Here is a 25205-nt window from a genome sequence, read left to right as displayed (position 1 = left end):
TATTATCAATTTATGTAAAAATAAATAATCTAAAAATTATTGGGGGAAGTGTTATTAAAAACAACGATACAAATATAATAAAAGGCTTAATCTAAATCCCGAAATATAGTGAAAAGAAATTTATTTTATTACAAAACTCTCAATCCCTAAATTATAACTCTTTAAGCCAAAACCTAAAATTACACCTTTACAAACGGGTGATAAAAAAGATTTATGCCTAAATGCTTCTCTTTTATGTGTATTAGAAATATGAACCTCTACTACAGGAGTAGTAACCCCACTAATAGCATCTGCAATGGCTACAGAGGTATGTGTATAAGCACCTGCATTCATTACAATTCCATCATAAGAAAAACCAACTTCGTGAATCTTATCTATCAAAGCTCCTTCTGAATTAGATTGAAAATACTCTAACATTATACCAGAATACTGCTTTTCTAACTTTTCAAAATATTGCTCAAAAGTTTCAGAACCATAAATTCCAGGCTCTCTTTTTCCTAAAAGATTTAAATTTGGCCCGTTTATAATTATAATTTTCATATTGCTAAACTACAAATTTTTATATAAAAAAAACGGAAACAAATATGCTTCCGTTTTTCTTTTACAATATTATTTTTTTCTAAAGACCAAACATAACACCTAAACTTACATTAGAAAAATTATATCCGTCATTATTTATACCTGAATACGATAAATTTAACTGAGAAGAACTCCCTATTTTATATCCAATTAAAGGTCTATAATAAAAACCTCCATCATTACCTTCATCCAAACCTATTGCATAACCAAGGTTTGCACCTAATACAAAATCTTCTGAAACATTAAATCTTGCTGCACCAGAAATTGGTAAAAATGAAGTATCAGAACTTTCTACAGTAATATCTCCAAAATCATATTCTTTTCCAAAAAAATGAGAATACTGAACTGATGGCCCAACTGTAACGCCTTCATAAACAGGAAACATATAATTTAATTCTGCTCCCATTGTAAAATCTGAATAATCACTAACATCGCCTGTAGGAATTCCTAAATTAAAACCTCCATTTAAAACACCTTCTTGTGCATTCACTTCACTTAAACTAACAATTGCCAACACAGCAATAAAAACTAATTTTTTCATATTGTTTATAATTTTTAAATTCATACACAAAACTATATGAACAATAAAGCTTAAGTGCGCTTTATAGATGTAAAAATTAACTCAAATGATTTTTACTCTTTTTGCAATTTAAAATCATTTTTTACTTTTTAATTTGTTTGGTTTAATTATATTGAAATATGAATTGGATTGATGCAATAAAAGATTTTAGGCTTTACTTAAAAATTGAAAGAGGCTTATCTAAAAACACAATAGATAGTTATACTAGAGATTTAGAAAAATTAACTCTTTTTTTAGAGGATAATAAAATTAACTCTCTCCCTATTTCTATTGATGAAAATATGATACAAAATTTTATTTATGAAACAGCAAAGAAAGTAAACCCAAGAAGCCAAGCAAGAATAATATCTGGTTTGCGTAGTTTTTTTGATTATTTAATTTTTGAAGATTATAGAATAACCAATCCTACAGATTTAATTGAAGCTCCTAAAATTGGTGTTAAATTGCCAGACACTCTTTCTGAAGATGAAATTAATGCTCTTATTACAGCTATCGATTTAAGTCATCCACAAGGAGAAAGAAATAGAACAATTCTAGAAACTTTGTATAGTTGTGGTTTGCGTGTAAGTGAACTTATCACTCTTAAAATTTCTGATTTATTTTTTGATGAAGGTTTTATAAAAGTTACAGGAAAAGGAAACAAAGAGCGTTTTGTACCTATACATTACAATGCTCAAAAATATATTTCTATTTATATTAAAGAGATTAGAAGTCATATAAACCCCGCAAAAGAATTTAGTGATACTTTATTTTTAAACAGACGAGGCAAAGGCTTAACTAGACAAATGATATTTATTATTTTAAAAAATTTAGCAACAAAAATCGATCTAAAAAAGAAAATTAGTCCGCATACTTTGCGTCATTCTTTTGCTACTCATTTATTAAAAAATGGTGCAGATTTAAGAGCTATACAGCAAATGTTAGGGCATGAAAGTATAACTACTACAGAAATTTATGTGCATTTAGATAAAAGTTATTTAAAAGAAGTAGTAGAAACTTATCATCCTAGAAAATAAAAAATCTCACTAAAAAGTGAGATTTTCTTTTTTTAAGTTACAACTAGTAAACATCACAATACAATATTATAACTTATTAAATTAAGATTATTTATTTGTTGTAAAAGATTTAATATCAGACCAATCACTCCAATTTAAAAACTGATCTCTATAACGAACTCTTACGTAATAAGTAGCATCATTATTTAATCTTCTATCAATAATTTCATCAGTTAAATCATCGTCTTTTTGTCTATTTTCTTTGTAATACCAATTTTCATGTTGTTTCCATGAATCGTAAATTACTTTAGAAAAATCTTTTGTTGTTGATACCTGCCAATTAGAAGCTGCATGAAAAGCCTCTTTTTTATCACTTTTAAAAATGTTTGCTTTTACTAACATTTTATCAATTGGATAATTATCATTACTCATATCAACTAAAATAGGTTTATTAGGTTGAATGGTTTTCTTAAAAACAGTAATACTATCTCTTAACTCGTTGTTTCTAAACTTAATATTATTACCTCTACTAATTCTTTTTAAAGTAAAAGAAGGATTTTCTTTGTTTGGGTCTATCGTTGCCAAAACAAAACCATATTCATCTTGCGTAACAGTAAACTCATCATAATCTCTACCTTCAAATTCACCCCAATTATCAATAGCGCCACCGGCAGAAGCCACATTTACCCAAAGATGTTTATGCTCTTTAGATTGCCCTCTAGAATAACCGTGCGTATGACCGAAAAAGTGTAAACTTGGTTTGTTAGATTGCTTTGTAAAATCTTCTAATAATTTTACAACTTTACCTGTAAAATCTTCTTCTCCAGGAATCCATAATTCAGATTTATGAGGATGATGTAATTGTGCAAAAACAAAATCGATATCATCATTTTTAGCTGTTTCATCTAACAACTTTTTTAACCAAACTAGTTGCTCTTTAATATTTCTATAACCTTCGTTAGAATCTAAACCAACAATTCTTGTATTAGCATAATCTTTATACCACCAATGTTCTGCATATTCTGGACTTCCGTTTTTAGGTAAACTAAAATATTTAAAGAAAAAATCTGAATTTCTTTCATGATTTCCAGGAACTGGATATACAGGCACTTTAGAAAATAATTTTTCTGCTTGATTAAAAAAATGCTGTTGCCATTGGCTAAATACTGTACCTGTTACTACCAAGTCTCCAGGAATTACAACCATAGCTAGATTCTCTGAAATATCACCTTTAAAATTTGTATCAAAATAATTTAAAATACCTTCTTCTACAACCTCTTTGTACTTAGTTGGATATTGCGAATCATTTTGCATATCGCTCATAGCAACTAAATTTATTTTTTTTGTAGTTCCTGCAAAAGGAGGTGTTTTAAATTGATAAACGTCTGAAATTGCTTTACCTGTTTGTACTTTATAATAATACGTTGTAAATCTTTTTAAACCAGATATAGCAACTTGGTGCACTCTTTTGTCTGTAAAATTAATATCAGAAGCTGTACCTTTTGTCTTATTTTTTAACTTGTTTTTATTTAAACCCCAATGCACAATAGATTCTTCACCAAAATCTGTTTGCCACATAATTTTAATTGATGTGGGTTCTACATTTTGTAAATAAGGTTTTATTTCTATTTTTTGAGCTAGCAAAAACTGGGTAATAAACAAAACATAAAATGCTGTTAGTAAATGTTTTTTCATTTTTTATAAATTAAAATAAGACCGCAATAAAATTACGGTCTTATAAATTAGTTTTTCATTTTTATTTTAACCACCAAGTTAATTCTCTAATACCATCATTAGAAGCGCCAAATTGTCTTGTAATTGCTTCTGTAACATTTTCTGAGTTGTTATTGTATTCATCTAAAGGATAAATCCATCTTGTAGGCGCAGTACCAACACCTAAAGGAAAAGCTGGGTAACCAGTTCTTAAATGATCAAAATACATTCTCCAACCACCTTGTAAAAATGAAGTTAAATATTTTTGTGTAAGAATTAAGTTTAATTTTTCTGCATCTGTTGTTACGTTTGCAAAATTAACTGCTGTACTTGCAATGTATTCAGCGGCTTCTGTTTCTGTATAATAAGCTTCGTAACCTTTTGCATATGTATTGTAAAAATTAAAATTAGCTTTAATTCCGTTTTCATAAAAAGTTTGAGCATTTGCTGTAGAAATCCACCCTCTTACAGCGGCTTCTGCCAAAATAAATTGTACTTCAGAAAAACTTAAAAGATTATGCGCTTCTGCTGTTGGGTCTGCTGTATACCTATCATTTACTTTAGATACTTCTCCTGCAGCAGCTAATAAATTAACTTCATTATAAGGCACTACCGGATTACCACCTGCATAAGAAGAAAAATCATCAATAGACAAACCTGCTTCTTTAGCATTTTTAGTTTGACCCGCAATAGCAAATAATCTTGGGTCTTCTCTTTCTTTTAACATATCTACAAAAGTAGAAGCCATATATAAACCAGAACCATAACTACTAGAGTTAAATTCTGTATATCTAGAGTTTACAACATCTACAAATTCTAATCTTGCACTTTCTTCTGATGCAGATATTATATCTTCTGAATTATAAATTGATGCAAACTGACTTTTAATATCTATAGAAGAATTACCTTCTTTATTAGAAAGTGTTAATAATATTTTTAGACGAAAAGAATTTACCAATTTTTTCCACTTACTTACATCTCCATTAAAAATTGGATCTCCTGTTATAATATTTGTTTCATCTAATAATGAGTTTGCTTCTTCTAACTCATTTAAAATACCCACAAAAACTTCTTCTTGTGTACTATAACTTGGTTGATATAAACCTTCCGTTTCTCCTTTTAAAGCTTCTGCATAAGGAACATCACCAAAAGTTAATGCCAAATTATAAAAATAATAAGCTCTAAAAAAGTAACCAATTCCAATATAGGAATCATCAGAAATTCTTTCTGCTTCTTCCATCATTTTAGTTACTTGTCTTAAGTTGTTATAATCATTAAAACTAGCTCTATCCCACTTATAAAATTGCGAAGTGTTTTCTCCATCAGTTTGTACAATCATTCTAGATGCATACATTGCACCTGTACCTTGTACTTGAAAAGCCGTTGTAATAATGTTTGTTAACAACAAATCTGGATGCGTTTCACTAACATTATTTGGGTTATCGTTAATGTCTAAATCTTCGCAAGAAGAAAAAGCAATAACTGATAAAAAAATAAATATATATTTAAAGTTTTTCATTTTTTTAGAATTTAAAAGTTAAACCAAGTCCTAAGTATCTTGTAGAAGGATCTTGTAAATTATCATCATTACCAACATCAGGATCAATTATGTCTGCTTTCTTTAAAATGAATAAATTGTACCCATTAAAACTTGCATTTAATTGTTTTACTCCTTTAATATTTGCAATTTTTGTTAAATCGTAACTTAAAGACACAGTTCTTAATTTTAAATAAGACCTATCAAAAACATTGGCAAATGTTTTACTTTCTTCTTGAGTAACTTGTGCTCTATATGGATAGTTTTGAGACCAAGATTGCCAGCTTACAGGTGTAGAATGTGTTGCGTATGTTCTTGTATCTGAAGTAATATTTCCGTTTAAATCTCTTTGAACAGAACCTCCTGTAACGTTTACAGCATCTGGAATATAGACTGTACCAATACCATTTGCATATTCTGCATCTCTATATTTAGTAGAATTAGGATGTTTACCACCCCACCACATTTTTTCTACTGTTAAAGATCTCATTAAACCACCCCAAACACCATCAATTCCTATTTTTAAAGAAAAATCTTTGTATTTAAATGTATTTTCTAAACCAAACCTCCAGTCTGGGTTTTTGTTACCTATATTTTGTTGATAAGGATTTCTAGTAGGTAAGCCTGTATTGGCATCAATAATTAAATCTCCATCAGCAGATTTTTCCCAAACAGTTGCATAATAAGCGTCTGTTCTGTCATTTAATCTTAAACTATTAAATTGTTCTGCACCTTCATCTAATCTTGTTAAACGTTGTATTTTTTTAGTCCAGTTAGCTAAAACATCCCATCTAAAATCTTCTTTTATAATTGGTGTAGCTCTTACAGAAACTTCAAAACCATTGGTTGTAAACTGGTGTGCATTTTCTTTTCTTGATGAAAACCCAGACCCTAAAGAAATTGGTAAATCTATAATTGAATTTTCATCTATTGCGTTATAATATGCAAAATCTAATCCAATTCTATTATTTAAAAATCCTGCACTTAAACCTAATTCTACATTAGTTGTTAAAGAACCTTCTATATCAGGATTTACTAAACTACCAGAATAAGATAACTCTGAACTTCCATCAAAAGAACCTGCATTACTGTAATAAGAATTTATTTGATATGCACTTAAAGATCTTTTTACTTGAGCCCAAGAACCAAATACTTTTAAATAATTAATAGATTCTGGTAAATTAAACCACTCAGAAACCATTGTACTTAATGATACAGATGGGTAAAATAACGAATTATTATCTGTTGGTAAAGTAGAATGCTTATCTGTTCTTCCGGTAAGTGTTAAGAATAATTTATTATCAAAATCTAACTCTAACATTCCGTAAAAACTATTTACAGATGTTTCAGAAAAATAAGTACTTGCAATTACATTTCCTTTTGTATTGTTTAAACTATATAATTCTGGAACAATAATACCATCTGTAGCATTATATTCTTGCTGGTATTTATGGTATTCTGATGAAGCCCCTACGTTTGCATTAAAAGAAAATTTATCAGAAATTTCTTTATTATAGTTTACCAATACATTGTAGTCTACATCAACTGTATTTGTGTTCCATGTTTTATAATCACCATCTCTAGGATCTCCATAATTTAAATATGATTTCGGACTTTTTCTATCTTCAAATCTATCTTTTATTACAGCAGAACCTGTTGCTTGTATACTTAAATCGTTATTAATTTGATAGTTTAATTTTAATTGACCATTTAAAACATTAGAATCATACTTCTGTGTTAACTCATAAGCTGCAAAATATACATTGTTATACCAAGCGTAATTAAAGTTTGCCTGTCTATAACCTTCTTGCCCTGTAATGTATCTATGTTCGTTTAATTCTTTACCATTAACATCATCTCCCATCCAAATTAAAATTGTATACATATGATTTTTAGGACCATAACCGTGTCTTGGATAGTTTGGAGAAAACACTTTATTATAAGCTAATTTACTATCTAAAGTTAATTTATCTGATAGTTTTGTTGATGAGTTAAATGTTAAACCTGCTGTTTTTAAGCTTGCATTTGGTACTCTATCAATATGAGATTTATAATTACCTGATAATCTAAAAGATCCGTTTTTTGTAGAATTTGTTACAGAAAAATTAGTGGTATTAATAACAGCTGTTCTTAAAAAATCTTTTAAATTATTGTGATATTCCCATGCAATTGGCACTCTTGAGTAACGAGATTTATCATCATATTTTGTACCACTTACATCGCCCCACCAAGGTGTAACCTCTCCTGTTACATTATCTAAAATTGGGCTATTCCATTGTGCTATTTCAACACCTGGTTCAAATTTTGGTCCCCATATCATATCTCCATCAGAAATACCACCATCTTGTCCGTCCCAAAACTCATACTGTCCATTAGAACCATTACCATACTCTGTTTGAGTTTCTGGAAAAACTGTAAAACCAGCACTTACCATTGTATTATGAGAAACAGTAACCTCTAAACCGTCAGATTTTTGTCCTTTTGCGGTTGTAATTTGTATAGCACCATTACCACCTCTATAACCATATAATGCAGATGCAGAAGTACCTTTTAATACTGTAATGTCTATAATATCATCAGGGGAAATATCATAAAAATCTGTACTAACAGGTATTCCATCAACAACAATTAAAGGTGTTTTACCTCTTAATGTAAAAGACGGAGCTTGAAATAAACCTGTTGGGTTACTTATTGTTAAACCCGCTACTTTACCTGTAATTAAACCTGCAACATTGGGTGCTGTAACTTCTTTTATTGTAGAAGATTCTACTTGTTGGGTAGCGTAACCTACTTTTTTTTGTGATCTTTTAATACCTAAAGCTGTTACAATTACTTCATTTAAAGAATTTACTTCTGGCAACATTGTTATTCTAATATTTTTTCTGTTACCTATTACAATTTCTTGACTAATATAACCAAGGTAAACAACCTTAATTTTGCTATTCTCGTCAATAAATTCAATATTAAAGTTTCCATCAAAATCTGATGTGGTCCACTTATTACCGTTCACTAAATTTACACTTGCTCCTGGTAAAGAAGTTCCTGTTTCATCAATAATTTTCCCTGATAATACTTGCTGTGAAAAAGCAATTGTACTGAGAAAAAATGACATTAAAATTAAAATTTTACTTAAAAATTTGTGTTTCATTTTATAGTTGATTTGGGTATTTATTTGACTACAAAAGAAAACTTATGATGTAAAATTAACGTATAATAAATGTTAGTTAATGTATGTTTAGGCTTAAAATAATCTTATGATTTTGTTATGAGAAAGACTTTTTTTAGAAAATAATTTAACATTAATTTAAGCAAATAAAGTACAAAAAAAACCTTGAGCAATTGCTCAAGGTTTTTTTATTAAATAAAGTATGTAAATAACTATTTAGCTACATTAACTGCTCTTGTTTCTCTAATAACAGTTACTTTAACTTGACCTGGATAAGTCATATCATTTTGAATTTTTTGAGAAATACCAAAAGATAACTCAGCTGCTTTGGCATCGTTTACTTTTGTACTTTCTACCATAACACGTAACTCTCTACCTGCTTGAATAGCATATGCTTTTTGAACACCATTAAAACCAAATGCAATATTTTCTAAATCTTTTAAACGTTGAATATAAGAATCTAAAACTTGACGTCTTGCTCCTGGTCTTGCTCCTGAAATAGCATCACAAACCTGAACTATAGGAGATATTAAACTTTTCATTTCAATTTCATCATGGTGAGCTCCAATTGCATTACAAACATCTGGCTTTTCTCCATATTTTTCTGCCCATTGCATACCTAATAAAGCGTGAGGAAGTTCGCTTTCTGTATCTGGTACTTTACCAATATCGTGTAACAAACCTGCACGTTTTGCAACTTTTGCATTTAAGCCCATTTCTGCAGCCATTAAACCACAAAGGTTTGCAACTTCTCGCGAGTGTTGTAATAAATTTTGCCCATAAGAAGAACGGTATTTCATTCTACCAACAGTTTTAATTAACTCTGGGTGTAAACCATGAATACCTAAATCTATAACAGTTCTTTTACCAACTTCTATAATTTCTTGCGTAATTTGTTTTTCTGTTTTTTTAACAACTTCTTCTATTCTTGCTGGGTGAATTCTACCATCAGTAACCAACTTATGCAGAGATAAACGGGCTATTTCTCTACGAACAGGATCAAAACAAGATAATATAATTGCTTCTGGCGTATCATCAACAATTATTTCTACACCTGTAGCAGCTTCTAAAGCTCTAATATTACGTCCTTCTCGTCCAATAATTCTTCCTTTAACATCATCAGATTCTAAGTTAAAAACAGACACACAGTTTTCTACTGCTTGTTCTACTCCTACTCTTTGTATTGTACCTAAAATAACCTTTCTAGCTTCTTGCTCTGCTGTTAATTTAGCTTCTTCTATAGATGTTTGTACATAAGCCATGGCTTCTGTTTTAGCTTCATCTTTTAATGATGATACCAACTCTTTTTTAGCTTCATCTGCAGACAAACCAGAAATTTGCTCTAACATATCTACATGACGCTTATGTAACTTTTCTATCTCGCTTTCTTTATTTTCTAAAAAATCTAATTTTTTATTGAATTCTCCTTCTTTTTGCGCTAAAGATTTGTTTAACCTTTTATTTTTATCAACTTCTGATGCTACTTGAGACTCTCTATCTCTAATACGTTTTTCTACATCAGAAATCTTTTTTTCTCTACCTAAAATTACTTTTTCGTGCTCAGATTTTAGTTCAATAAATTTTTCTTTAGCTTGTAATATTTTATCTTTTTTTATAGACTCAGCATCAATTTTAGCTTCTTTTAAAATTGTTTCTGCTTCTTTTCTTGTAGCACTAAGAATTTTCTTTCCTTTTGCCTTTTCTATAGCTTTAGCAATTATATAACCAATTGCTATACCTATTAAAACTCCCACAATAATTGAGAGTATTATTTCTCCATTCATAATTTAAATTTAATATATAAAAAAAGCCTACATTAGTTTGGTTTTTAAACTCCGTTATGGTATTAATAGGACTAACTAACTCTTCAAGGATCCACCCATAGATACTGAAAAAATTCCAGCACTGGTGGCATGCTTTTGTAGTTAAGACTCATCCTTCATAATTGAATCGTGTTGAGTTTAATAAACAATTTACTAACGTAGGCAGTGTGTTGTTAATGTATATTTTTAAGAACTTATTCTAATTGAGAATTTACCAAATTGGTTAATTCTTTAATTTTATCTACTACTTCTCTGTCTGTAGAATCCTTTTCTAATGCAGATATTTCTACTTTAGAAGCAAATTGTAATGCACACATAGCTAAAACATCTTGTTTATCGCTAACGGCGTAATTTTGCTCATAAATAGATATTAATTTGTTGATAGCAGTAGCTGCTTTTCTCATACCTTCTTCTTCTTTTGTATTATTTACAATTAAAGGATAAGTTCTACCTGCTATTACAATATTAATTTTTAGTTTACCCACAATTTAAAGAACGCTATTCGTTTAATTGAATAATACATTTATCAATTTCTCTAATTAATGTATTTATTTTGAGTTTTGTATCTTTTGTATTTTCTCCCCTGCCATCTATAGTTTTTGCAATTTTAAGCAAATCATACTTTTTTTTCTGTTCTGCAAATAATTGTTCTTTTTCTTGTAATTGATATTGTAATTTTGTTGTATTCTGAAGCAGTATTTCATTTTCTTTTTTTAAAAATTCATAATTAGAAATCAAATTTTTCAACTTATTTTCCAGTAAATGAATTGCTTCTATTGTATTACTCATCTAATTTTTAAGAATAAAACTATAACTACAAAGTTAACATTCTGTTTTAAACTTTACAACATTTTATTACTTTTTTACTAACCACGTGGTTTACATAATTTTAACTAAAAAAATCATTTTTATTACTTTTGTGTAAAATAAAAATCATTTTGAAGCAATTACTTATAATAACCCTATTTTTATATTCATTTTACAGCTATACTCAAAAAAAATATCCTGATGACTATTTTAGATCGCCTTTAAACATACCTATTGTTTTATCTGGTACTTTTGGCGAGTTAAGAAGCAATCATTTTCATTCTGGCGTAGATATAAAAACCCAAGGTAGAGAGGGTTTAAATGTATATGCAGCAGCAGATGGTTATGTCTCTAGAATAAAAGTAGCTCAATTTGGTTACGGAAAAGCAATTTACGTAACACATCCTAATGGTTTTACAACTGTTTACGGGCATTTAAGCAAATATGCTGATAAAATTCAGAATTATGTAAAAAGTATTCAATATGAAAAAGAAAGTTACGAAACTGGTAATTTATTTTTTAAAGAAGATCAATTTCCTGTAAAAAAAGGAGAAATAATTGCTTTTTCTGGTGATACTGGTAGTTCTGGTGGACCACATTTGCATTATGAAATTAGAAATACGGAATCTGAAAATGTAATTAATCCATTATTTTTTGGTTTAAGCCCTTCAGACACAAAACCTCCAAGGTTTCAATCTTTAAAAGTCTATTCAATAAATGATAATTCTAGAGTCAATAATCAAAATAAAAGTTTTGTGCTTCCTTTAAAAAGTTTAGGAAACGGAAAATACACTGTAGATAGAATTTCTGCTTCTGGTGATATTAGTTTTGGCGCTAATGTTTATGATCAACTAAATGATGCTTACAATAAAAACGGAATTTATAGTTTAGAAATGTTAGTAAATGGTAAACGCTACTTTTACCATGATGTTGAAACGTTTTCTTTTTACGAAAGTAAATACATCAACTTATATACAGATTATCCTCATTATAAAAAGTACAAAAAAAAGTATCAAAAAACATATAAAGAAGACGTAAATAAACTTTCTACCTACAAAGACTTAGTTAATAACGGAATCATCAATATTAAAAACGGATTGAATTATAACATAGAAATTATTGCAAAAGATTATAATGGCAACACTAGTTCTATAAACTTTTCTGTTGTTGGTAAAGAAAATAATACTATTTTTTCTAAACCTAAAGACAGTACAAATTATAAAATAATTGCTAATAACTTTCAAAAATTCAGTAAAGAGAACGTTACTGTTGCATTTCCTAAAAACACTTTTTATAACGATATTTATTTAGATTTTGATGTAGAAAATGGTGTTGCTAAAGTTCATAACTCTACGGTTCCTTTAGATAAAAACTTTACGCTAACTTTTAATGTTTCTAAATATTCTGATGCAGAAAAACAACAAATGTATATTGCTAATGTAGATAATCCTAAATATCCAAGATACCAATACACCAGAAAAAAAGACAGTACTTTTTATACAACAACAAAAGTATTGGGTAAATATGCTTTAAAAACCGACAAACAAAAACCAAGAGTTAATTTATTATATTTTAAAGATCAACAATGGATTTCTAAATTAAAAACTTTAAAGGTTAAAATTTCTGATGTGGGTTCTGGCATAAAAAACTATAGTGCTTTTATAGACGGAGAATGGATTTTAATGGAATACAATCACAAGAAAAGAATATTAACTTATAATTTTAAGGATAAAAAATTGGTTGGTAGTAAACATATCTTTAAAATTGTAGTCTCAGACAATGTAGGAAATACGAATACTCTTTCTGCAACGTTCTTTAAAAAACAAGTAAACTAATTTACGTGAAAAAAACTTTCCTCTTTTTATTCTTATTTCCTTGTATTGTTTTTGCTCAAAAAATGACCATTTTAAAAGGAACTATAAAAGATAAAAACAAGCAACCAATAGATAATGTTTCTATTAAATATAATAATACAGGTACTACTTCAGATAAAAATGGTAATTACACAATAAAAATTCCTTTTAGAGAAGAAATTACAATTACTTATAGCCATGTTTCTTATAGAACTTTTACCAAAAAATATATTGCTAATAGTAGAAACGGAGTTAGGTACTCTGTTATAATGACTTCTAAAACAGAAAAGTTAGACGAAATTATAATTAAAGACAATAAAAAAAGTGCCCAAGGATTACAAAAAATAGATGCTAAAGTTGTTAAAAATATAATTGGCCCAAATGCCGGTGTAGAAAATGTTTTAATGACTTTGCCTGGTGTTAGTAATAATAACGAGTTAAGTACCCAATATAATGTTAGAGGTGGTAATTTTGATGAAAACTTGGTCTATGTAAACGGTATAGAAGTTTACAGACCTTTTTTAATTAGATCTGGTCAGCAAGAAGGTTTAAGTTTTATCAATTCTAATATGGTACAGAATATTAATTTTTCTGCAGGTGGTTTTCAAGCTAAATATGGCGATAAATTATCTTCTGTTTTAGATATAACCTACAAAAAACCAAGTGAAACTGCCACAACTATAGATGCTAGTTTACTAGGTGCAAGTGTAACTTTTGAAGGTAACTTTTTAAATAAAAAATTAAGTACAATTACTGGGGTTAGGTATAGAGACAATAGTTTATTTGTAAACAGTAAACAAGTTGAAACTAATTTTAAGCCTAGATTTACAGACATACAAACTTATCTTTCTTATCAGTTTTCAGAAAAAATTCAGGTAAACTTTTTAGGTAATTTTTCTTTAAATAATTACGATTATCAACCTTTATCTAGAAGAACACGTTTTGGTACTGTTGCAGATCCTTTAGAATTGGTGGTGTTTTATACCGGACAAGAAAAAGATACATATTTAACACTTTTTGGTGCTTTATCTGCTGATTATAAAATAACTGAAAATTTCACGTTAACTACAACAGCTTCTAGATACAATACACAAGAAGAAGAATATTTTGATATTGCTGCTTCTTATAATTTAGGTGAAGTTGATACTGATATTGGCTCTGAGAGTTTTGGTGAAGTTGATTTTTCTCAGGGAATTGGTTCTCAATTAAATCATGCTAGAAACGATTTAGATGCTTTAATTACCAATGTTCAAATAAAAGGAACTATTAAAAAAGGGCAAACTCAATGGAGTTTTGGTGCTAAATATCAAAAGGAAGATATTAAAGACAGAATTAGAGAATGGGAAGTTATCGATTCTTTAGGTTTTTCTATAAGACCACCTAATAGTATTGCTAATAATCAACCTTACGATCCTTTTACAGGACCGATTACTCCTTATCAAAATATAAGAAAAGATAATAATGTTGCCATCGATAGAGTTTCCGGTTATCTACAAGTTAATCAGCGTTCTTTTATAAATGAACACGAAATTTGGTATAACTTAGGTATTAGAGCTCATAATTGGTCTGTTACAGGCAATAATATTGCTTCTAAAAATCAATTTATTTTTAGTCCAAGAGCGCAATTTGCCATCAAACCAAATTGGGAAAAAGACATGTTATTTAGAGTATCTGGTGGTCTTTATTCTCAACCACCTTCTTACAGAGAGCTAAGAGATTTTAATGGTGATATTAATGTGGATGTTAAAGCACAAAAATCCATTCATTTTGTTTCTGGTATGGATTATAGTTTTGCAATGTGGGAAAGACCTTTTAAATTAACCACAGAACTTTATTATAAAAACCTAACAGATGTTAATGCTTATTCTGTAGATAATGTTAGAATACGTTATAGAGCAGATAATGTAACAACTGCTTATGCTTATGGTTTAGATGTTCGTTTAAATGGAGAATTTGTACCAGGAAGCGAAAGTTGGGTAAGTTTAGGATATTTAAAAACCGAAGAAAACATAGATAATCAAGGTTATATTGCAAGACCTTCAGATCAACGAATAAAATTCGGAATTCTTTTTCAAGATTATATACCTAATTTACCAGATTTAAAAGCCTATTTAAATTTAGTTTACAATACAGGTGTTCCTGGTGGTGCTCCTTCTTATGCAGATGTATATCAGTTTCAAGAACGTTTAAGAGATTATAAACGTGCAGATTTAGGTGTTTCTTATATTTTTGTTGATGCAAATAAAAATTACATTTCAGGCTGGTTATCTAAATTTAAAGAGTTATCGGCCGGTTTAGAGCTCTTTAATATGTTTGATATACAAAATGCTATTACTAATACTTGGGTTAGAGACGTATATTCTAAAAACCAATACGGTATACCAAATTATATGACTGGTAGAGTTTTAAACTTTAAGGTTGGCATGAAATTTTAAAATATAAAAAGCGAGTTTGATTAAAATCTAACTCGCTTTTTATAAAATATACTAAATTATATAGTAATAAATTTTAGTTCATTCCTCCATCTACAGATAAAGTTTGTCCTGTAATATAAGAACTCATATCAGAAGCTAAAAACACACATGCATTTGCAATATCAATTGGCTGTCCTCCTCTTTTTAAAGGAATTCCATCTCGCCAACTTTGTACTGTTGCCTCATCTAATTTAGCAGTCATTTCTGTTTCTATAAAACCAGGAGCAACAACGTTACTTCTAATATTTCTAGAACCTAACTCTAATGCTACAGATTTAGAAAAACCAACAATACCTGCTTTTGATGCAGCATAGTTAGTTTGACCTGCATTACCTTTTATACCAACTACAGAACTCATATTTATAATAGAACCTGCTCTTTGTTTCATCATTGGGCGAATTACCGCTTTTGTTAAATTAAAAACAGATTTTAAATTTACCTCTATTACTTTATCAAAATCATCTTCAGAAATACGCATTAACAAATTATCTTTTGTTATACCTGCATTATTTACCAAAATATCTATAGTACCAAATTCTTTTAAAACTTCTTTGGCTAATTCTTGAGCAGCATCAAAATCTGCGGCATTAGATTGGTATCCTTTTGCAGCAACTCCAAACGCTTTTAATTCTTCTTCTAAAGCATTTGCAGCATCTACAGAAGAACTGTAAGTAAAAGCAACATTTGCACCTTGTTTAGCAAATTCAATAGCAATTCCACGTCCAATACCTCTAGTTGCACCAGTAATAATTGCTGATTTATTTTCTAGTAATTTCATATTATTTGGTTGTTTTTAAGGATGCAAAGATACTAAAATAAAAAACTCGTAAAACAAAATTGCTTTACGAGTTTTTAAGGATATTAATCTTTAAAAAATTATAATTTTACCTCTTTTTTATCTACATAATTAAATAAATAATCGACTTCTAATTCTTTTATTTTTCCTAATTTTTGTAAAGATTTTACATCCAAATCTTTTTTATTACCAATAACCATAACATTGTAAGATTCTCCTTTAATATTTTTATTAAAAAATGCTTTTAAATCTTCCATTGTCATATTTTTAATGGTGTTGTACATTTCTTCTCTGTTATCATTATCAATACCTAATTTTTGTAATCTTTCATAAGACCAAAATATATTAGATTTTGTAATTCTTTGTGCTGCTAATTTTTTTAATGTTGATTCTTTTGCTGCTTGAAATTGTTTATCTGCTTCTGGCATGTCATTCATTAAGTCCATCATTGCATCTACAGCTTGTTCTAATTTGTTAGCTTGTGTACCAACATAAGCCATAACATAATTTGGCGAATCTTTTTTTGATGCACCTTGATATGCAGCAAACGCAGAATATGCTAATGATTTAGATTCTCTAATTTCTTGAAACACTATTGATGATAAACCACTACCAAAATAAGTATTAAACAAAGTAGAAGCTGCCATATTTTCTGGCTTAAAAGGTTCTCCTTTTGCTAAAAACAACATTTCTGTTTGCACCATATCATAATCTGTAAAAAATACATTTCCACCAGTTTCTGTTTCTTTGTATTCTTTTGCAACAGGATATTCTTTTAATTCTCCATAAATTTTATGTTGATTATTTAAAGCTACAACTGCATTGTCTACATCTTTACCATAATAAAAAACACGTTGTTTGTAGTTTTTTAAATCTTTAATTAAAGCTACTAATTCTTCTGGGTTTATAGCTTTTAACTCATCAATTTGCATAATATCTCTTAACGGAGAATCTTCACCATATTTACCATAATTCATTAAACCACTCCAAAGAATATTTCCTTTTTGGGTTTTTCCGTCTTGTCTACCTTTATAAATTTTTTCTACATATTTTTTGTATGCATCTTCATCTGCTTTAGCGTTATCCCATAAATGTTCTAATAACTCTAAACCTTTTGGCAAATTTTCTTTTAAACCGCTTAAACCTACATAAGTTTTATCGCTACCTGCACTTACATAATAAGAGATTCCTAATTTATAAAACTCTTTTTTTAACTCTTCATTTGTATATTTATCTGTACCAACATATTCTAAATAACCAGCAGCTAAAGATATTTTTTTATCATTATCGCTCCCCATATCAAATATGATATTCATATCAAACAAATCATTTTTTTCGTTTAAAACATAAGAAACTTTAATATCGTTAGTTGTTTTAGTTTCTTTAATTGCTGTTTTATAGTCTACAAATTGTGGTTTTAATTCTTCTGATTCTATTTTATTAAATTCAAGAATATAATCAGAACTTTTATCTCTATTTAAATTTACTGGGGTAATTCCTGGATTTTCTACTTTAACAATATTTTTGTCTTCACCTTTTCTTTTGTAAGTAACTACATAATTATCTTTATAAAATTCATTTGCAAAAGCAACCAATTCTTCTTTAGTTACTTTCTTTAAATCATCTAAAAATTTAACTCTATCTACCCAGTTTTCTTGATAAATAAAAGCATCTACATAAGTGTTAGCTAAAGCAGAGTTATTTTCATATTGACGAGTTTGGCTTAATTTTAAATCATTAACAACAGCTTCTATCATCCATTCATCAAACTCACCGTTTTTTAATTTGGCAACTTGTTCTAATAACAAATCTTTTACCTCTTCTAAAGTTTGTCCTGATTTTGGAGAACCTGTAAATGTATGATAGCCGTAATCATTTAAAAATGTTGGTGAGCAACTTGCTCTTTGTACTACTTGTTTTTGATTTAAATTTAAATCGATTAAACCAGCATTTCCATTAGCCATAATCATATCTACCAGGGTTACCATCTTTTTATCTTCTGTATTTACACCACCAGATCTATAAGCTATAGAGATGTTTTCTGATGTTGGGCCAAAAACCTCTTTAACAATAGGTTTTGTAATTGGTGTTTCTTTTGGTAATGTTGGGTGTTTTAATTCTTTCTTTTCAAATTTTCCAAACGCATCATTTACTTGTTTAATTGTTGTATCAAACTCTAAATCTCCTACTAAAACAATTGCCATATTGTTAGGTACATAATATTTATTAAAATAATTATGAATATCTACCATTGATGGATTTTTTAAATGTTCTGCTTTACCAATAGTTGTTTGTTGGCCGTATGGATGGTTTGGAAATAAACCATCTAACATTGCTGCATAAAGTTTTCTAAAATCGTTGTCTTGCCCTCTATTAAACTCTTCAAAAACAGCTTCTAATTCTGTATGAAATAAGCGTAAAACCAAAGTACTAAAACGTTCAGACTCTAAAGTTATCCACTTTTTAAATTCATTTGCAGGTATTTTATTTGTATAAACTGTTTGTTCAAACCAAGTATAAGCATTTGTACCTGTGGCACCTAAAGAGGCTGTCATCTTATCGTATTCATTGGCAATAGAATAGTTAGAAGCTTCTAAAGAAACCTCATCTATTTCTTTGTAGATTGCTTTCTTTTTTTCTGGATCTTCTTCTGCTCTGTGCTTCTCGTACAAATCAGAAATTTTTTCTAAATATTCTTTTTCTTTTTCCCAATCTGCAGTACCTACTTTGTGGGTTCCTTTAAATACCATGTGCTCTAAATAATGAGCTAAACCTGTAGATTCTTTAGGATCGTAATTAGAACCTGCTCTAACAGCTATAAATGTTTGAATTTTGGGTTCGTCTTCATTTTTACTTATATATACTTTTAATCCATTATCTAAAGTATATAAACGCAAACCTGTTGGGTCATTTTCTACGGTTTCATAAGTTATACCGTTGGTATCTTTTTGTGAAGTTACTTTGTAACTAAGTTCTGTTTTTTTATTAGTATCACAACTTAACGATGATAGTAATAAAAAGCTGAAAAATAGCAATTTAATCTGTTTCATAATTTTATGGTTTGGGTTAAAAAAAATCCGTTGAATTTATAAATTCAACGGATTTTTTAAAATAAAATTATAAAACTTTAACAGTTTTTTAAATATCTATCTATTTTAATACTTCTGCAATCATTTCACCAATTTTAGCAGGAGAACTTACAACGTGTACTCCATTTTCTGCTAAAATTTTCATTTTTGCTTGTGCTGTATCATCGGCTCCACCAACAATTGCACCTGCGTGCCCCATTGTTCTTCCTGCTGGTGCAGTTTGTCCTGCAATAAAACCAACAACAGGTTTTCTATTTCCATCAGCTTTAATCCATTGTGCAGCTTCTGCTTCAAGATTTCCACCAATTTCACCAATCATTACGATTGCTTCAGTTTCATCATCATTCATTAACAATTCTACAGCCTCTTTTGTTGTAGTTCCAATAATTGGATCTCCACCAATACCAATTGCAGTAGTTATACCATAACCTTGCTTTACAACTTGGTCTGCAGCTTCATAAGTTAAAGTACCAGATTTAGAAACAATACCTACTTTACCTTTTTTAAAGATAAAACCTGGCATAATACCAACTTTAGCTTCATCTGGTGTAATTACACCCGGACAGTTAGGTCCAACTAAAGTACAGTCTTTACCGTCTATGTAAGCTTTTACCTTTACCATATCTGCTGTAGGAATTCCTTCTGTAATACAAATAATTACTTTAATTCCTGCATCAGCAGATTCCATAATTGCATCAGCAGCAAAAGCTGGTGGTACAAAAATAATAGAAACATCTGCTCCTACTTTTTCTACAGATTCTTTTACTGTATTAAAAACAGGTTTTCCTAAGTGTTCTTGACCTCCTTTACCTGGAGTTACACCTCCAACAACATTGGTTCCATAATCTATCATTTGACCAGCATGAAAAGTACCTTCACTACCTGTAAATCCTTGAACAATAATTTTTGAATCTTTGTTTACTAAAACACTCATTGTTTTGTTTTTTAATTTTTGTTACGCAAAAATAACTTTTTGAATCTTTAAAAAAAAGAAAATTAAGAATTCTTTCTCTCTTTTATAATTCGTTTTATTTCTGCTAATTCTTTTAATTTTTCTCTTGATTCTGATATTGGAGTTCCAAAATAACTTTTGCCTCCAACTACGGACTTTGTAACACCTGTTTGACCAAGAATTACAGCTCCCTTACCTATAGTAATTCCACTATTTGTACCAACTTGTCCCCAAATTGTTACTTCATCTTCTATAATTACACAACCAGCAATACCTGTTTGTGATGCTATTAAACACTTTTTACCAATTACAGTATCGTGCCCAACATGTACTTGATTATCTATTTTTGTTCCTGCACCAATAGTAGTATCTCCTGTTACTCCTTTATCAATTGTGCAAGATGCTCCTAAATCTACATTATTCTCTAAAACAACTCTTCCGCCAGAAATTAATTGATCAAAACCTTCTGGTCTATTTTTGTAATAAAATGCATCAGCTCCTAAAACTGTATTTGCATGTATCTTTACATTGTTACCAATTACTGTATTATCATAAATTGTTACATTAGGATGAATAACACAATTTTTACCAATTACAACATTATTACCAATAAAAACATTAGGTTGAATAATTGTATTTTCTCCGATAACAGCAGATTCAGAAATGCTAACTTTAGATGATATAAAGGGATTAAAATGTTTTGTTATTTTATTAAAATCACGAAAAGGATCATCAGAAATTAACAAAGCTTTTCCTTCTGGGCAGTCTACTTTTTTATTGATTAATATTGTAGTTGCAGCTGAGTTTAGGGCTTTATCATAATATTTTGGATGATCAACAAATACAATATCTCCTTTTTCTACTACATGAATTTCGTTAATTCCTAAAATTTCAAAATTCTTATCTCCAACAAATTCTGTATTGATTAGTTGTGATATTTGTTGTAAAGTTTGTACTTCTTTAAATTTCATCGTAAATATTAAATGCAGACATAATAAAGCTAGCTTTTATTCTTTAATACGCTCTTGGTAAGTTCCTTTTGTTGTTTCTACCTTAATTTTATCACCTTCATTAATAAACAAAGGTACGTTTACAATTGCACCACTTTCTACTGTTGCTGGCTTAGTTGCGTTGGTTGCCGTATTACCTTTTACACCAGGCTCTGTATGTGTAACTTCTAAAATAACACTTGCTGGCATATCTACAGATAAAGGCATTTCATCTTCAGAGTTGATAATGATAGTTACAATTTCTCCTTCTTTCATTAAATCTGGGCTATCTAATGCCGTTTTTTGTAATTGAATTTGAGAGTAATCTTGCTCGTTCATAAAATGATACGTATCTCCTTCGCTATATAAATATTGAAATTTATGAGTTTCTACACGAACATCATCAATTTTTCTTCCTGCAGGAAAAGTATTATCAACAACTTTACCGTTAGTAACACTTTTTAATTTTGTTCTTACAAAAGCAGGTCCTTTACCTGGTTTTACGTGTAAAAACTCTACAATTTTGTATATATCATTATTGTATCTAATACACAATCCGTTTCTAATATCTGATGTTGTTGCCATTTCTATTTTTTAATTAGCGTTAAAATATCCTTTCATAATTCCTCTGTGCGAATCTTTAATAAATTGCACTATCTCATCGCGTTCAGGAGTTGCTTCCATTTCTGCCTCGATAATATCTATTGCTTGAGAATTATTATAATTTTTTTGAAATAAAATTCTATATATATTTTGTATTTCTCTTATTTTTTCTGGAGTAAAACCTCTTCTTCTTAATCCTACGGAGTTAATACCTACGTAAGATAATGGTTCTCTTGCTGCTTTTACATACGGAGGTACGTCTTTTCTTACTAAAGAACCTCCTGTAACAAATGCATGATTACCTACTGATGCAAATTGATGAATTGCAACCATACCGGCTAAAACTACATTATCTCCTATAGTTACATGACCTGCTAAGGTTGTATTATTAGAAAAAATACAGTTATTACCAACAATTGTATCGTGTGCAATATGGCAATATGCCATAATTAAACAATTGTCACCAATTTTTGTCTTCATTTTATCAGAAGTTCCTCTGTTTATAGTAACACATTCTCTAATTGTAACGTTATTACCTATTTCTACAGTAGTTTCTTCGTCATTATATTTTAAATCTTGTGGAATTGCAGAGATGACTGCTCCTGGAAAAATTCTACAATTTTCTCCTATTCTTGCACCTTCCATAATGGTTACATTAGAGCCAATCCAAGTTCCAGACCCAATAACTACATTACTATGAATTGTGGTAAAAGGTTCTATAACCACATTTCTAGCAACTTTTGCTTGTGGGTGTACGTATGCTAACGGTTGATTCATAAATTATTTTTTTCTGGCAATTTGTGCCATTAACTCTGCTTCTGCTACTAATTTTCCGTTTGCATAAGCATAAGCTTGCATGTGACAAATACCCCTTCTAATAGGAGTAATTAACTCACATTTAAAAATTACAGTATCTCCAGGTAATACTTTTTGCTTAAATTTAACATTATCCATTTTCATAAAATAAGTTAAATAATTTTCTGGATCTGGTACTGTACTTAAAACTAAAATACCTCCACATTGTGCCATTGCTTCTACTTGTAAAACACCTGGCATAACTGGTGAACCTGGAAAATGACCAACAAAAAAGTTTTCATTCATTGTTACATTTTTCATCCCAACAACATGTTTATCAGAAAGTTCTATAATTCTATCAATCAATAAAAACGGTGGTCTATGAGGCAGAATATCCATAATTTGATGGATATCCATTAAAGGTGTTAAGTTTAAATTATATTGTGGTACGTAATTCCTTTTTTCTAATTTTATTATTTTTGCTAGCTTTTTTGCAAACTGGGTATTTATTAAATGTCCTGGTTTGTTTGCTATAACTTTACCTTTAATTCTAACACCTACTAAAGCTAAATCACCAATAACATCTAATAATTTATGTCTTGCTGCTTCATTTGCCCAATGTAAAGTTAAATTATCTAAAATTCCGTTAGACTTAACTGCAATATCATCTTTTTTAAATGCCTTTTTTAACTTTTCCATTGTTTCTTCAGATAACTCTTTATCTACATAAACAATGGCATTATTTAAATCTCCTCCTTTAATAAGATCGTTTTCTAAAAGCATTTCTATTTCATGCAGAAAGCTAAAAGTTCTTGCATCTGCAATTTCATGTTTAAAATCAGAAATTTTTTCTAAGTTGGCATTTTGTGTACCTAAAATTTTTGTACCAAAATCTACCATTGTAGTTACTTGGTATTGATCTGATGGCATTAAAATAATTTCGCTACCAGTTTCTTCATCTTTGTAAGAAATAATATCTTTAACAACATACTCTTCTATTTCTGCATCTTGCTCTTTTATTCCTGCTTTTTCTAAAGCTTCTACAAAAAACTTAGATGAACCATCCATAATAGGTGGCTCTGGAGAATCTATCTCTATTAATAAATTATCTATATCTAAACCTACAGCTGCTGCTAAAACGTGTTCTGAAGTTTGAATTTGAACTCCGTTTTTTTCTAAATTTGTTCCTCTCTGAGTATTTACAACATATTCTGCTTTTGCTTCTATTATTGGAGAACCTTCTAAATCTACTCTACAAAATGCAAAACCATAATTTGTTGGTGCAGGTTTAATTGTCATATTAACCGTTTTACCTGTGTGTATTCCTACACCAGATAAAGTAATTTCTTTCTGTATTGTTTTTTGGTTCTTACTCATTTATAATTTGTTTTTGAGTCTTCAACTCTTTTTCTATATTATTAATTTTTGATGCTATTTTAGGTAAATTTCTAAAATAGACAGAACTTTTATTAAAATCTTGTATTTTAAATGCAGGAGATCCATTTACAATCTCATTATCTTTTAAACTTTTAGAGATACCTGCTTGTGCTAAAATTTTTACATTGTTACCAATAGTTATATGACCAACAAAGCCTACTTGCCCACCAATCATGCAGTTTTCTCCTATTTTAGTAGAACCTGCAATACCTGTTTGAGAAGCAATAACAGTGTTTTTTCCTATTTCTACATTATGTGCAACTTGTATTTGATTGTCTAATTTAACACCGTCCCATATAATTGTAGAACCCAAAGTGGCTCTATCTATTGTACAAGCAGAACCTATATCTACATTGTCTTTAATAACCACATTACCAATTTGTGGTATTGCCTTATATTCTCCATTTTTATTTGGTGCAAATCCAAAACCATCTGCTCCTATAATAGTACCAGAATGTATTTTACAATTATTACCAATAATAGTTTCTGAATAAATTTTTACTCCAGAAAAAATTATAGAATTGTCTCCAATCACAGAATTGTCTCCAATATATGTGTTCGGATAAATTTTTACATTTTCTCCTATAACTACATTTTCTCCAATATACGCAAATGCGCCAATATACTCACTCTCTCCTATTTTAGCAGAATTTGCTATAAAATTTGGCATTTCTCTGCCTAATTTATTATTTTTTACTTCGTTATAAAATTCTAAAATTTTAGAAAAAGATTCATATGCGCTTTCTACTTTAATTAAAGTTGATGAAACTTTTTTTTCTGGTTCAAAAGTTTTATCAACAATAACTATAGACGCTTTTTTACTATATAAAAAAGATTTATATTTAGGATTAGATAAGAAGCTTAAAGAACCTATTTCTCCTTCTTCTATTTTAGACAGTTTAGAAACTTCTACATTAGGGTTTCCTACAACATCTCCTTCTAAAATATCTGCTATTTGTTGGGCTGTAAATTTCATTAAAGGCAAAAATATAAAATTTATAGTGATTTGGCTAATAT

The 25205-nt window shown here is 29.3% G+C and carries 19 protein-coding genes; 3 read left to right on the top strand and 16 right to left on the bottom strand.

Going from position 1 to position 25205, the window contains the following annotated elements:
• Positions 1–120: 120 nt before the first annotated feature.
• Positions 121–540 carry a type II 3-dehydroquinate dehydratase gene (gene aroQ, locus KI686_RS09350; protein WP_237589019.1) on the bottom strand — a complete coding sequence of 140 codons (420 nt, stop codon included), beginning with the start codon at positions 538–540 and terminating at the stop codon, positions 121–123.
• Positions 541–619: 79 nt separating this feature from the next.
• A complete protein-coding gene (locus KI686_RS09345) occupies positions 620–1120 on the bottom strand; it encodes a hypothetical protein (protein WP_237589018.1) in 501 nt (166 codons plus the stop codon).
• Positions 1121–1278: 158 nt separating this feature from the next.
• On the opposite strand from KI686_RS09345, the gene xerD reads away from it, so the two are divergent.
• The gene (gene xerD / locus KI686_RS09340) at positions 1279–2175 is read left to right on the top strand and encodes a site-specific tyrosine recombinase XerD (protein WP_237589017.1); all 897 of its coding nucleotides are present in this window, start codon (positions 1279–1281) and stop codon (positions 2173–2175) included.
• An 87-nt stretch (positions 2176–2262) separates the two neighbouring features.
• On the opposite strand, the gene KI686_RS09335 is transcribed toward xerD, so the two are convergent.
• The 6 genes from KI686_RS09335 to KI686_RS09310 all read right to left on the bottom strand — a co-directional run bounded on the left by KI686_RS09335 (position 2263) and on the right by KI686_RS09310 (position 11182).
• Positions 2263–3849 carry a purple acid phosphatase family protein gene (locus tag KI686_RS09335; RefSeq protein ID WP_237589016.1) on the bottom strand — a complete coding sequence of 529 codons (1587 nt, stop codon included), beginning with the start codon at positions 3847–3849 and terminating at the stop codon, positions 2263–2265.
• Between the two features lie 61 nt (positions 3850–3910).
• Positions 3911–5386 (bottom strand): SusD/RagB family nutrient-binding outer membrane lipoprotein, encoded by a 1476-nt coding sequence (locus tag KI686_RS09330; protein ID WP_237589015.1) that lies wholly within the window; start codon positions 5384–5386, stop codon positions 3911–3913.
• A gap of 4 nt (positions 5387–5390) precedes the next feature.
• Positions 5391–8516: a SusC/RagA family TonB-linked outer membrane protein gene (locus KI686_RS09325; protein ID WP_237589014.1), complete on the bottom strand. Its 3126-nt coding sequence runs from the start codon at positions 8514–8516 to the stop codon at positions 5391–5393.
• 266 nt (positions 8517–8782) lie between these two features.
• A complete protein-coding gene (gene rny / locus KI686_RS09320; RefSeq protein ID WP_237589013.1) occupies positions 8783–10354 on the bottom strand; it encodes a ribonuclease Y in 1572 nt (523 codons plus the stop codon).
• Positions 10355–10587: 233 nt separating this feature from the next.
• Positions 10588–10878 carry a cell division protein ZapA gene (locus KI686_RS09315; protein ID WP_237589012.1) on the bottom strand — a complete coding sequence of 97 codons (291 nt, stop codon included), beginning with the start codon at positions 10876–10878 and terminating at the stop codon, positions 10588–10590.
• Between the two features lie 13 nt (positions 10879–10891).
• Complete coding sequence (locus KI686_RS09310; protein ID WP_237589011.1) at positions 10892–11182, bottom strand: coiled-coil domain-containing protein; 291 nt, start codon at positions 11180–11182, stop codon at positions 10892–10894.
• A gap of 149 nt (positions 11183–11331) precedes the next feature.
• On the opposite strand from KI686_RS09310, the gene KI686_RS09305 reads away from it, so the two are divergent.
• Both KI686_RS09305 and KI686_RS09300 read left to right on the top strand, forming a co-directional pair.
• A complete protein-coding gene (locus KI686_RS09305; RefSeq protein ID WP_237589010.1) occupies positions 11332–13035 on the top strand; it encodes a M23 family metallopeptidase in 1704 nt (567 codons plus the stop codon).
• A gap of 62 nt (positions 13036–13097) precedes the next feature.
• Complete coding sequence (locus tag KI686_RS09300; RefSeq protein WP_237589009.1) at positions 13098–15488, top strand: TonB-dependent receptor; 2391 nt, start codon at positions 13098–13100, stop codon at positions 15486–15488.
• A gap of 73 nt (positions 15489–15561) precedes the next feature.
• On the opposite strand, the gene fabG is transcribed toward KI686_RS09300, so the two are convergent.
• The 8 genes from fabG to lpxD form a co-directional block, all read right to left on the bottom strand.
• On the bottom strand, positions 15562–16305 hold the full coding sequence (fabG, locus tag KI686_RS09295) for a 3-oxoacyl-[acyl-carrier-protein] reductase (RefSeq protein WP_237589008.1): 744 nt from the start codon (positions 16303–16305) through the stop codon (positions 15562–15564).
• A 98-nt stretch (positions 16306–16403) separates the two neighbouring features.
• Positions 16404–19373, bottom strand: a complete 2970-nt coding sequence (locus KI686_RS09290) for a M16 family metallopeptidase (RefSeq protein ID WP_237589007.1) — start codon at positions 19371–19373, stop codon at positions 16404–16406.
• 100 nt (positions 19374–19473) lie between these two features.
• Complete coding sequence (gene sucD, locus KI686_RS09285) at positions 19474–20346, bottom strand: succinate--CoA ligase subunit alpha (protein ID WP_237589006.1); 873 nt, start codon at positions 20344–20346, stop codon at positions 19474–19476.
• A gap of 62 nt (positions 20347–20408) precedes the next feature.
• A complete protein-coding gene (locus KI686_RS09280) occupies positions 20409–21335 on the bottom strand; it encodes a UDP-3-O-(3-hydroxymyristoyl)glucosamine N-acyltransferase (RefSeq protein WP_237589005.1) in 927 nt (308 codons plus the stop codon).
• 36 nt (positions 21336–21371) lie between these two features.
• On the bottom strand, positions 21372–21938 hold the full coding sequence (gene efp / locus KI686_RS09275) for an elongation factor P (protein WP_237589004.1): 567 nt from the start codon (positions 21936–21938) through the stop codon (positions 21372–21374).
• 9 nt (positions 21939–21947) lie between these two features.
• Positions 21948–22733: an acyl-ACP--UDP-N-acetylglucosamine O-acyltransferase gene (gene lpxA, locus KI686_RS09270; protein ID WP_237589003.1), complete on the bottom strand. Its 786-nt coding sequence runs from the start codon at positions 22731–22733 to the stop codon at positions 21948–21950.
• 3 nt (positions 22734–22736) lie between these two features.
• Positions 22737–24128, bottom strand: a complete 1392-nt coding sequence (locus KI686_RS09265; protein ID WP_237589002.1) for a bifunctional UDP-3-O-[3-hydroxymyristoyl] N-acetylglucosamine deacetylase/3-hydroxyacyl-ACP dehydratase — start codon at positions 24126–24128, stop codon at positions 22737–22739.
• Positions 24121–25164 (bottom strand): UDP-3-O-(3-hydroxymyristoyl)glucosamine N-acyltransferase, encoded by a 1044-nt coding sequence (gene lpxD / locus KI686_RS09260; protein WP_237589001.1) that lies wholly within the window; start codon positions 25162–25164, stop codon positions 24121–24123. The genes KI686_RS09265 and lpxD overlap by 8 nt, the downstream gene beginning before the upstream one ends.
• Positions 25165–25205 lie beyond the last annotated feature (41 nt).

Origin of the sequence: Polaribacter sargassicola (genome assembly GCF_021991835.1) — a bacterium.
Taxonomy (GTDB): domain Bacteria; phylum Bacteroidota; class Bacteroidia; order Flavobacteriales; family Flavobacteriaceae; genus Polaribacter; species Polaribacter sargassicola.
The sequence above is the reverse complement of the archived record's forward strand: the minus strand, read 5'-3'. Positions and strand labels throughout refer to the sequence as shown.

What these genes read in the sequence shown, in the direction of transcription:
- KI686_RS09280 (WP_237589005.1), bottom strand. Translation starts at nt 21,335, where the DNA reads ATGAAATTTAAAGAAGTACAAACTTTACAACAAATATCACAACTAATC.
- KI686_RS09310 (WP_237589011.1), bottom strand. Translation starts at nt 11,182, where the DNA reads ATGAGTAATACAATAGAAGCAATTCATTTACTGGAAAATAAGTTGAAA.
- KI686_RS09325 (WP_237589014.1), bottom strand. Translation starts at nt 8,516, where the DNA reads ATGTCATTTTTTCTCAGTACAATTGCTTTTTCACAGCAAGTATTATCA.
- lpxD (WP_237589001.1), bottom strand. Translation starts at nt 25,164, where the DNA reads ATGAAATTTACAGCCCAACAAATAGCAGATATTTTAGAAGGAGATGTT.
- aroQ (WP_237589019.1), bottom strand. Translation starts at nt 540, where the DNA reads ATGAAAATTATAATTATAAACGGGCCAAATTTAAATCTTTTAGGAAAA.
- KI686_RS09300 (WP_237589009.1), top strand. Translation starts at nt 13,098, where the DNA reads ATGACCATTTTAAAAGGAACTATAAAAGATAAAAACAAGCAACCAATA.
- fabG (WP_237589008.1), bottom strand. Translation starts at nt 16,305, where the DNA reads ATGAAATTACTAGAAAATAAATCAGCAATTATTACTGGTGCAACTAGA.
- KI686_RS09345 (WP_237589018.1), bottom strand. Translation starts at nt 1,120, where the DNA reads ATGAAAAAATTAGTTTTTATTGCTGTGTTGGCAATTGTTAGTTTAAGT.
- KI686_RS09290 (WP_237589007.1), bottom strand. Translation starts at nt 19,373, where the DNA reads ATGAAACAGATTAAATTGCTATTTTTCAGCTTTTTATTACTATCATCG.
- xerD (WP_237589017.1), top strand. Translation starts at nt 1,279, where the DNA reads ATGAATTGGATTGATGCAATAAAAGATTTTAGGCTTTACTTAAAAATT.
- KI686_RS09265 (WP_237589002.1), bottom strand. Translation starts at nt 24,128, where the DNA reads ATGAGTAAGAACCAAAAAACAATACAGAAAGAAATTACTTTATCTGGT.
- rny (WP_237589013.1), bottom strand. Translation starts at nt 10,354, where the DNA reads ATGAATGGAGAAATAATACTCTCAATTATTGTGGGAGTTTTAATAGGT.
- lpxA (WP_237589003.1), bottom strand. Translation starts at nt 22,733, where the DNA reads ATGAATCAACCGTTAGCATACGTACACCCACAAGCAAAAGTTGCTAGA.
- KI686_RS09335 (WP_237589016.1), bottom strand. Translation starts at nt 3,849, where the DNA reads ATGAAAAAACATTTACTAACAGCATTTTATGTTTTGTTTATTACCCAG.
- sucD (WP_237589006.1), bottom strand. Translation starts at nt 20,346, where the DNA reads ATGAGTGTTTTAGTAAACAAAGATTCAAAAATTATTGTTCAAGGATTT.
- efp (WP_237589004.1), bottom strand. Translation starts at nt 21,938, where the DNA reads ATGGCAACAACATCAGATATTAGAAACGGATTGTGTATTAGATACAAT.
- KI686_RS09330 (WP_237589015.1), bottom strand. Translation starts at nt 5,386, where the DNA reads ATGAAAAACTTTAAATATATATTTATTTTTTTATCAGTTATTGCTTTT.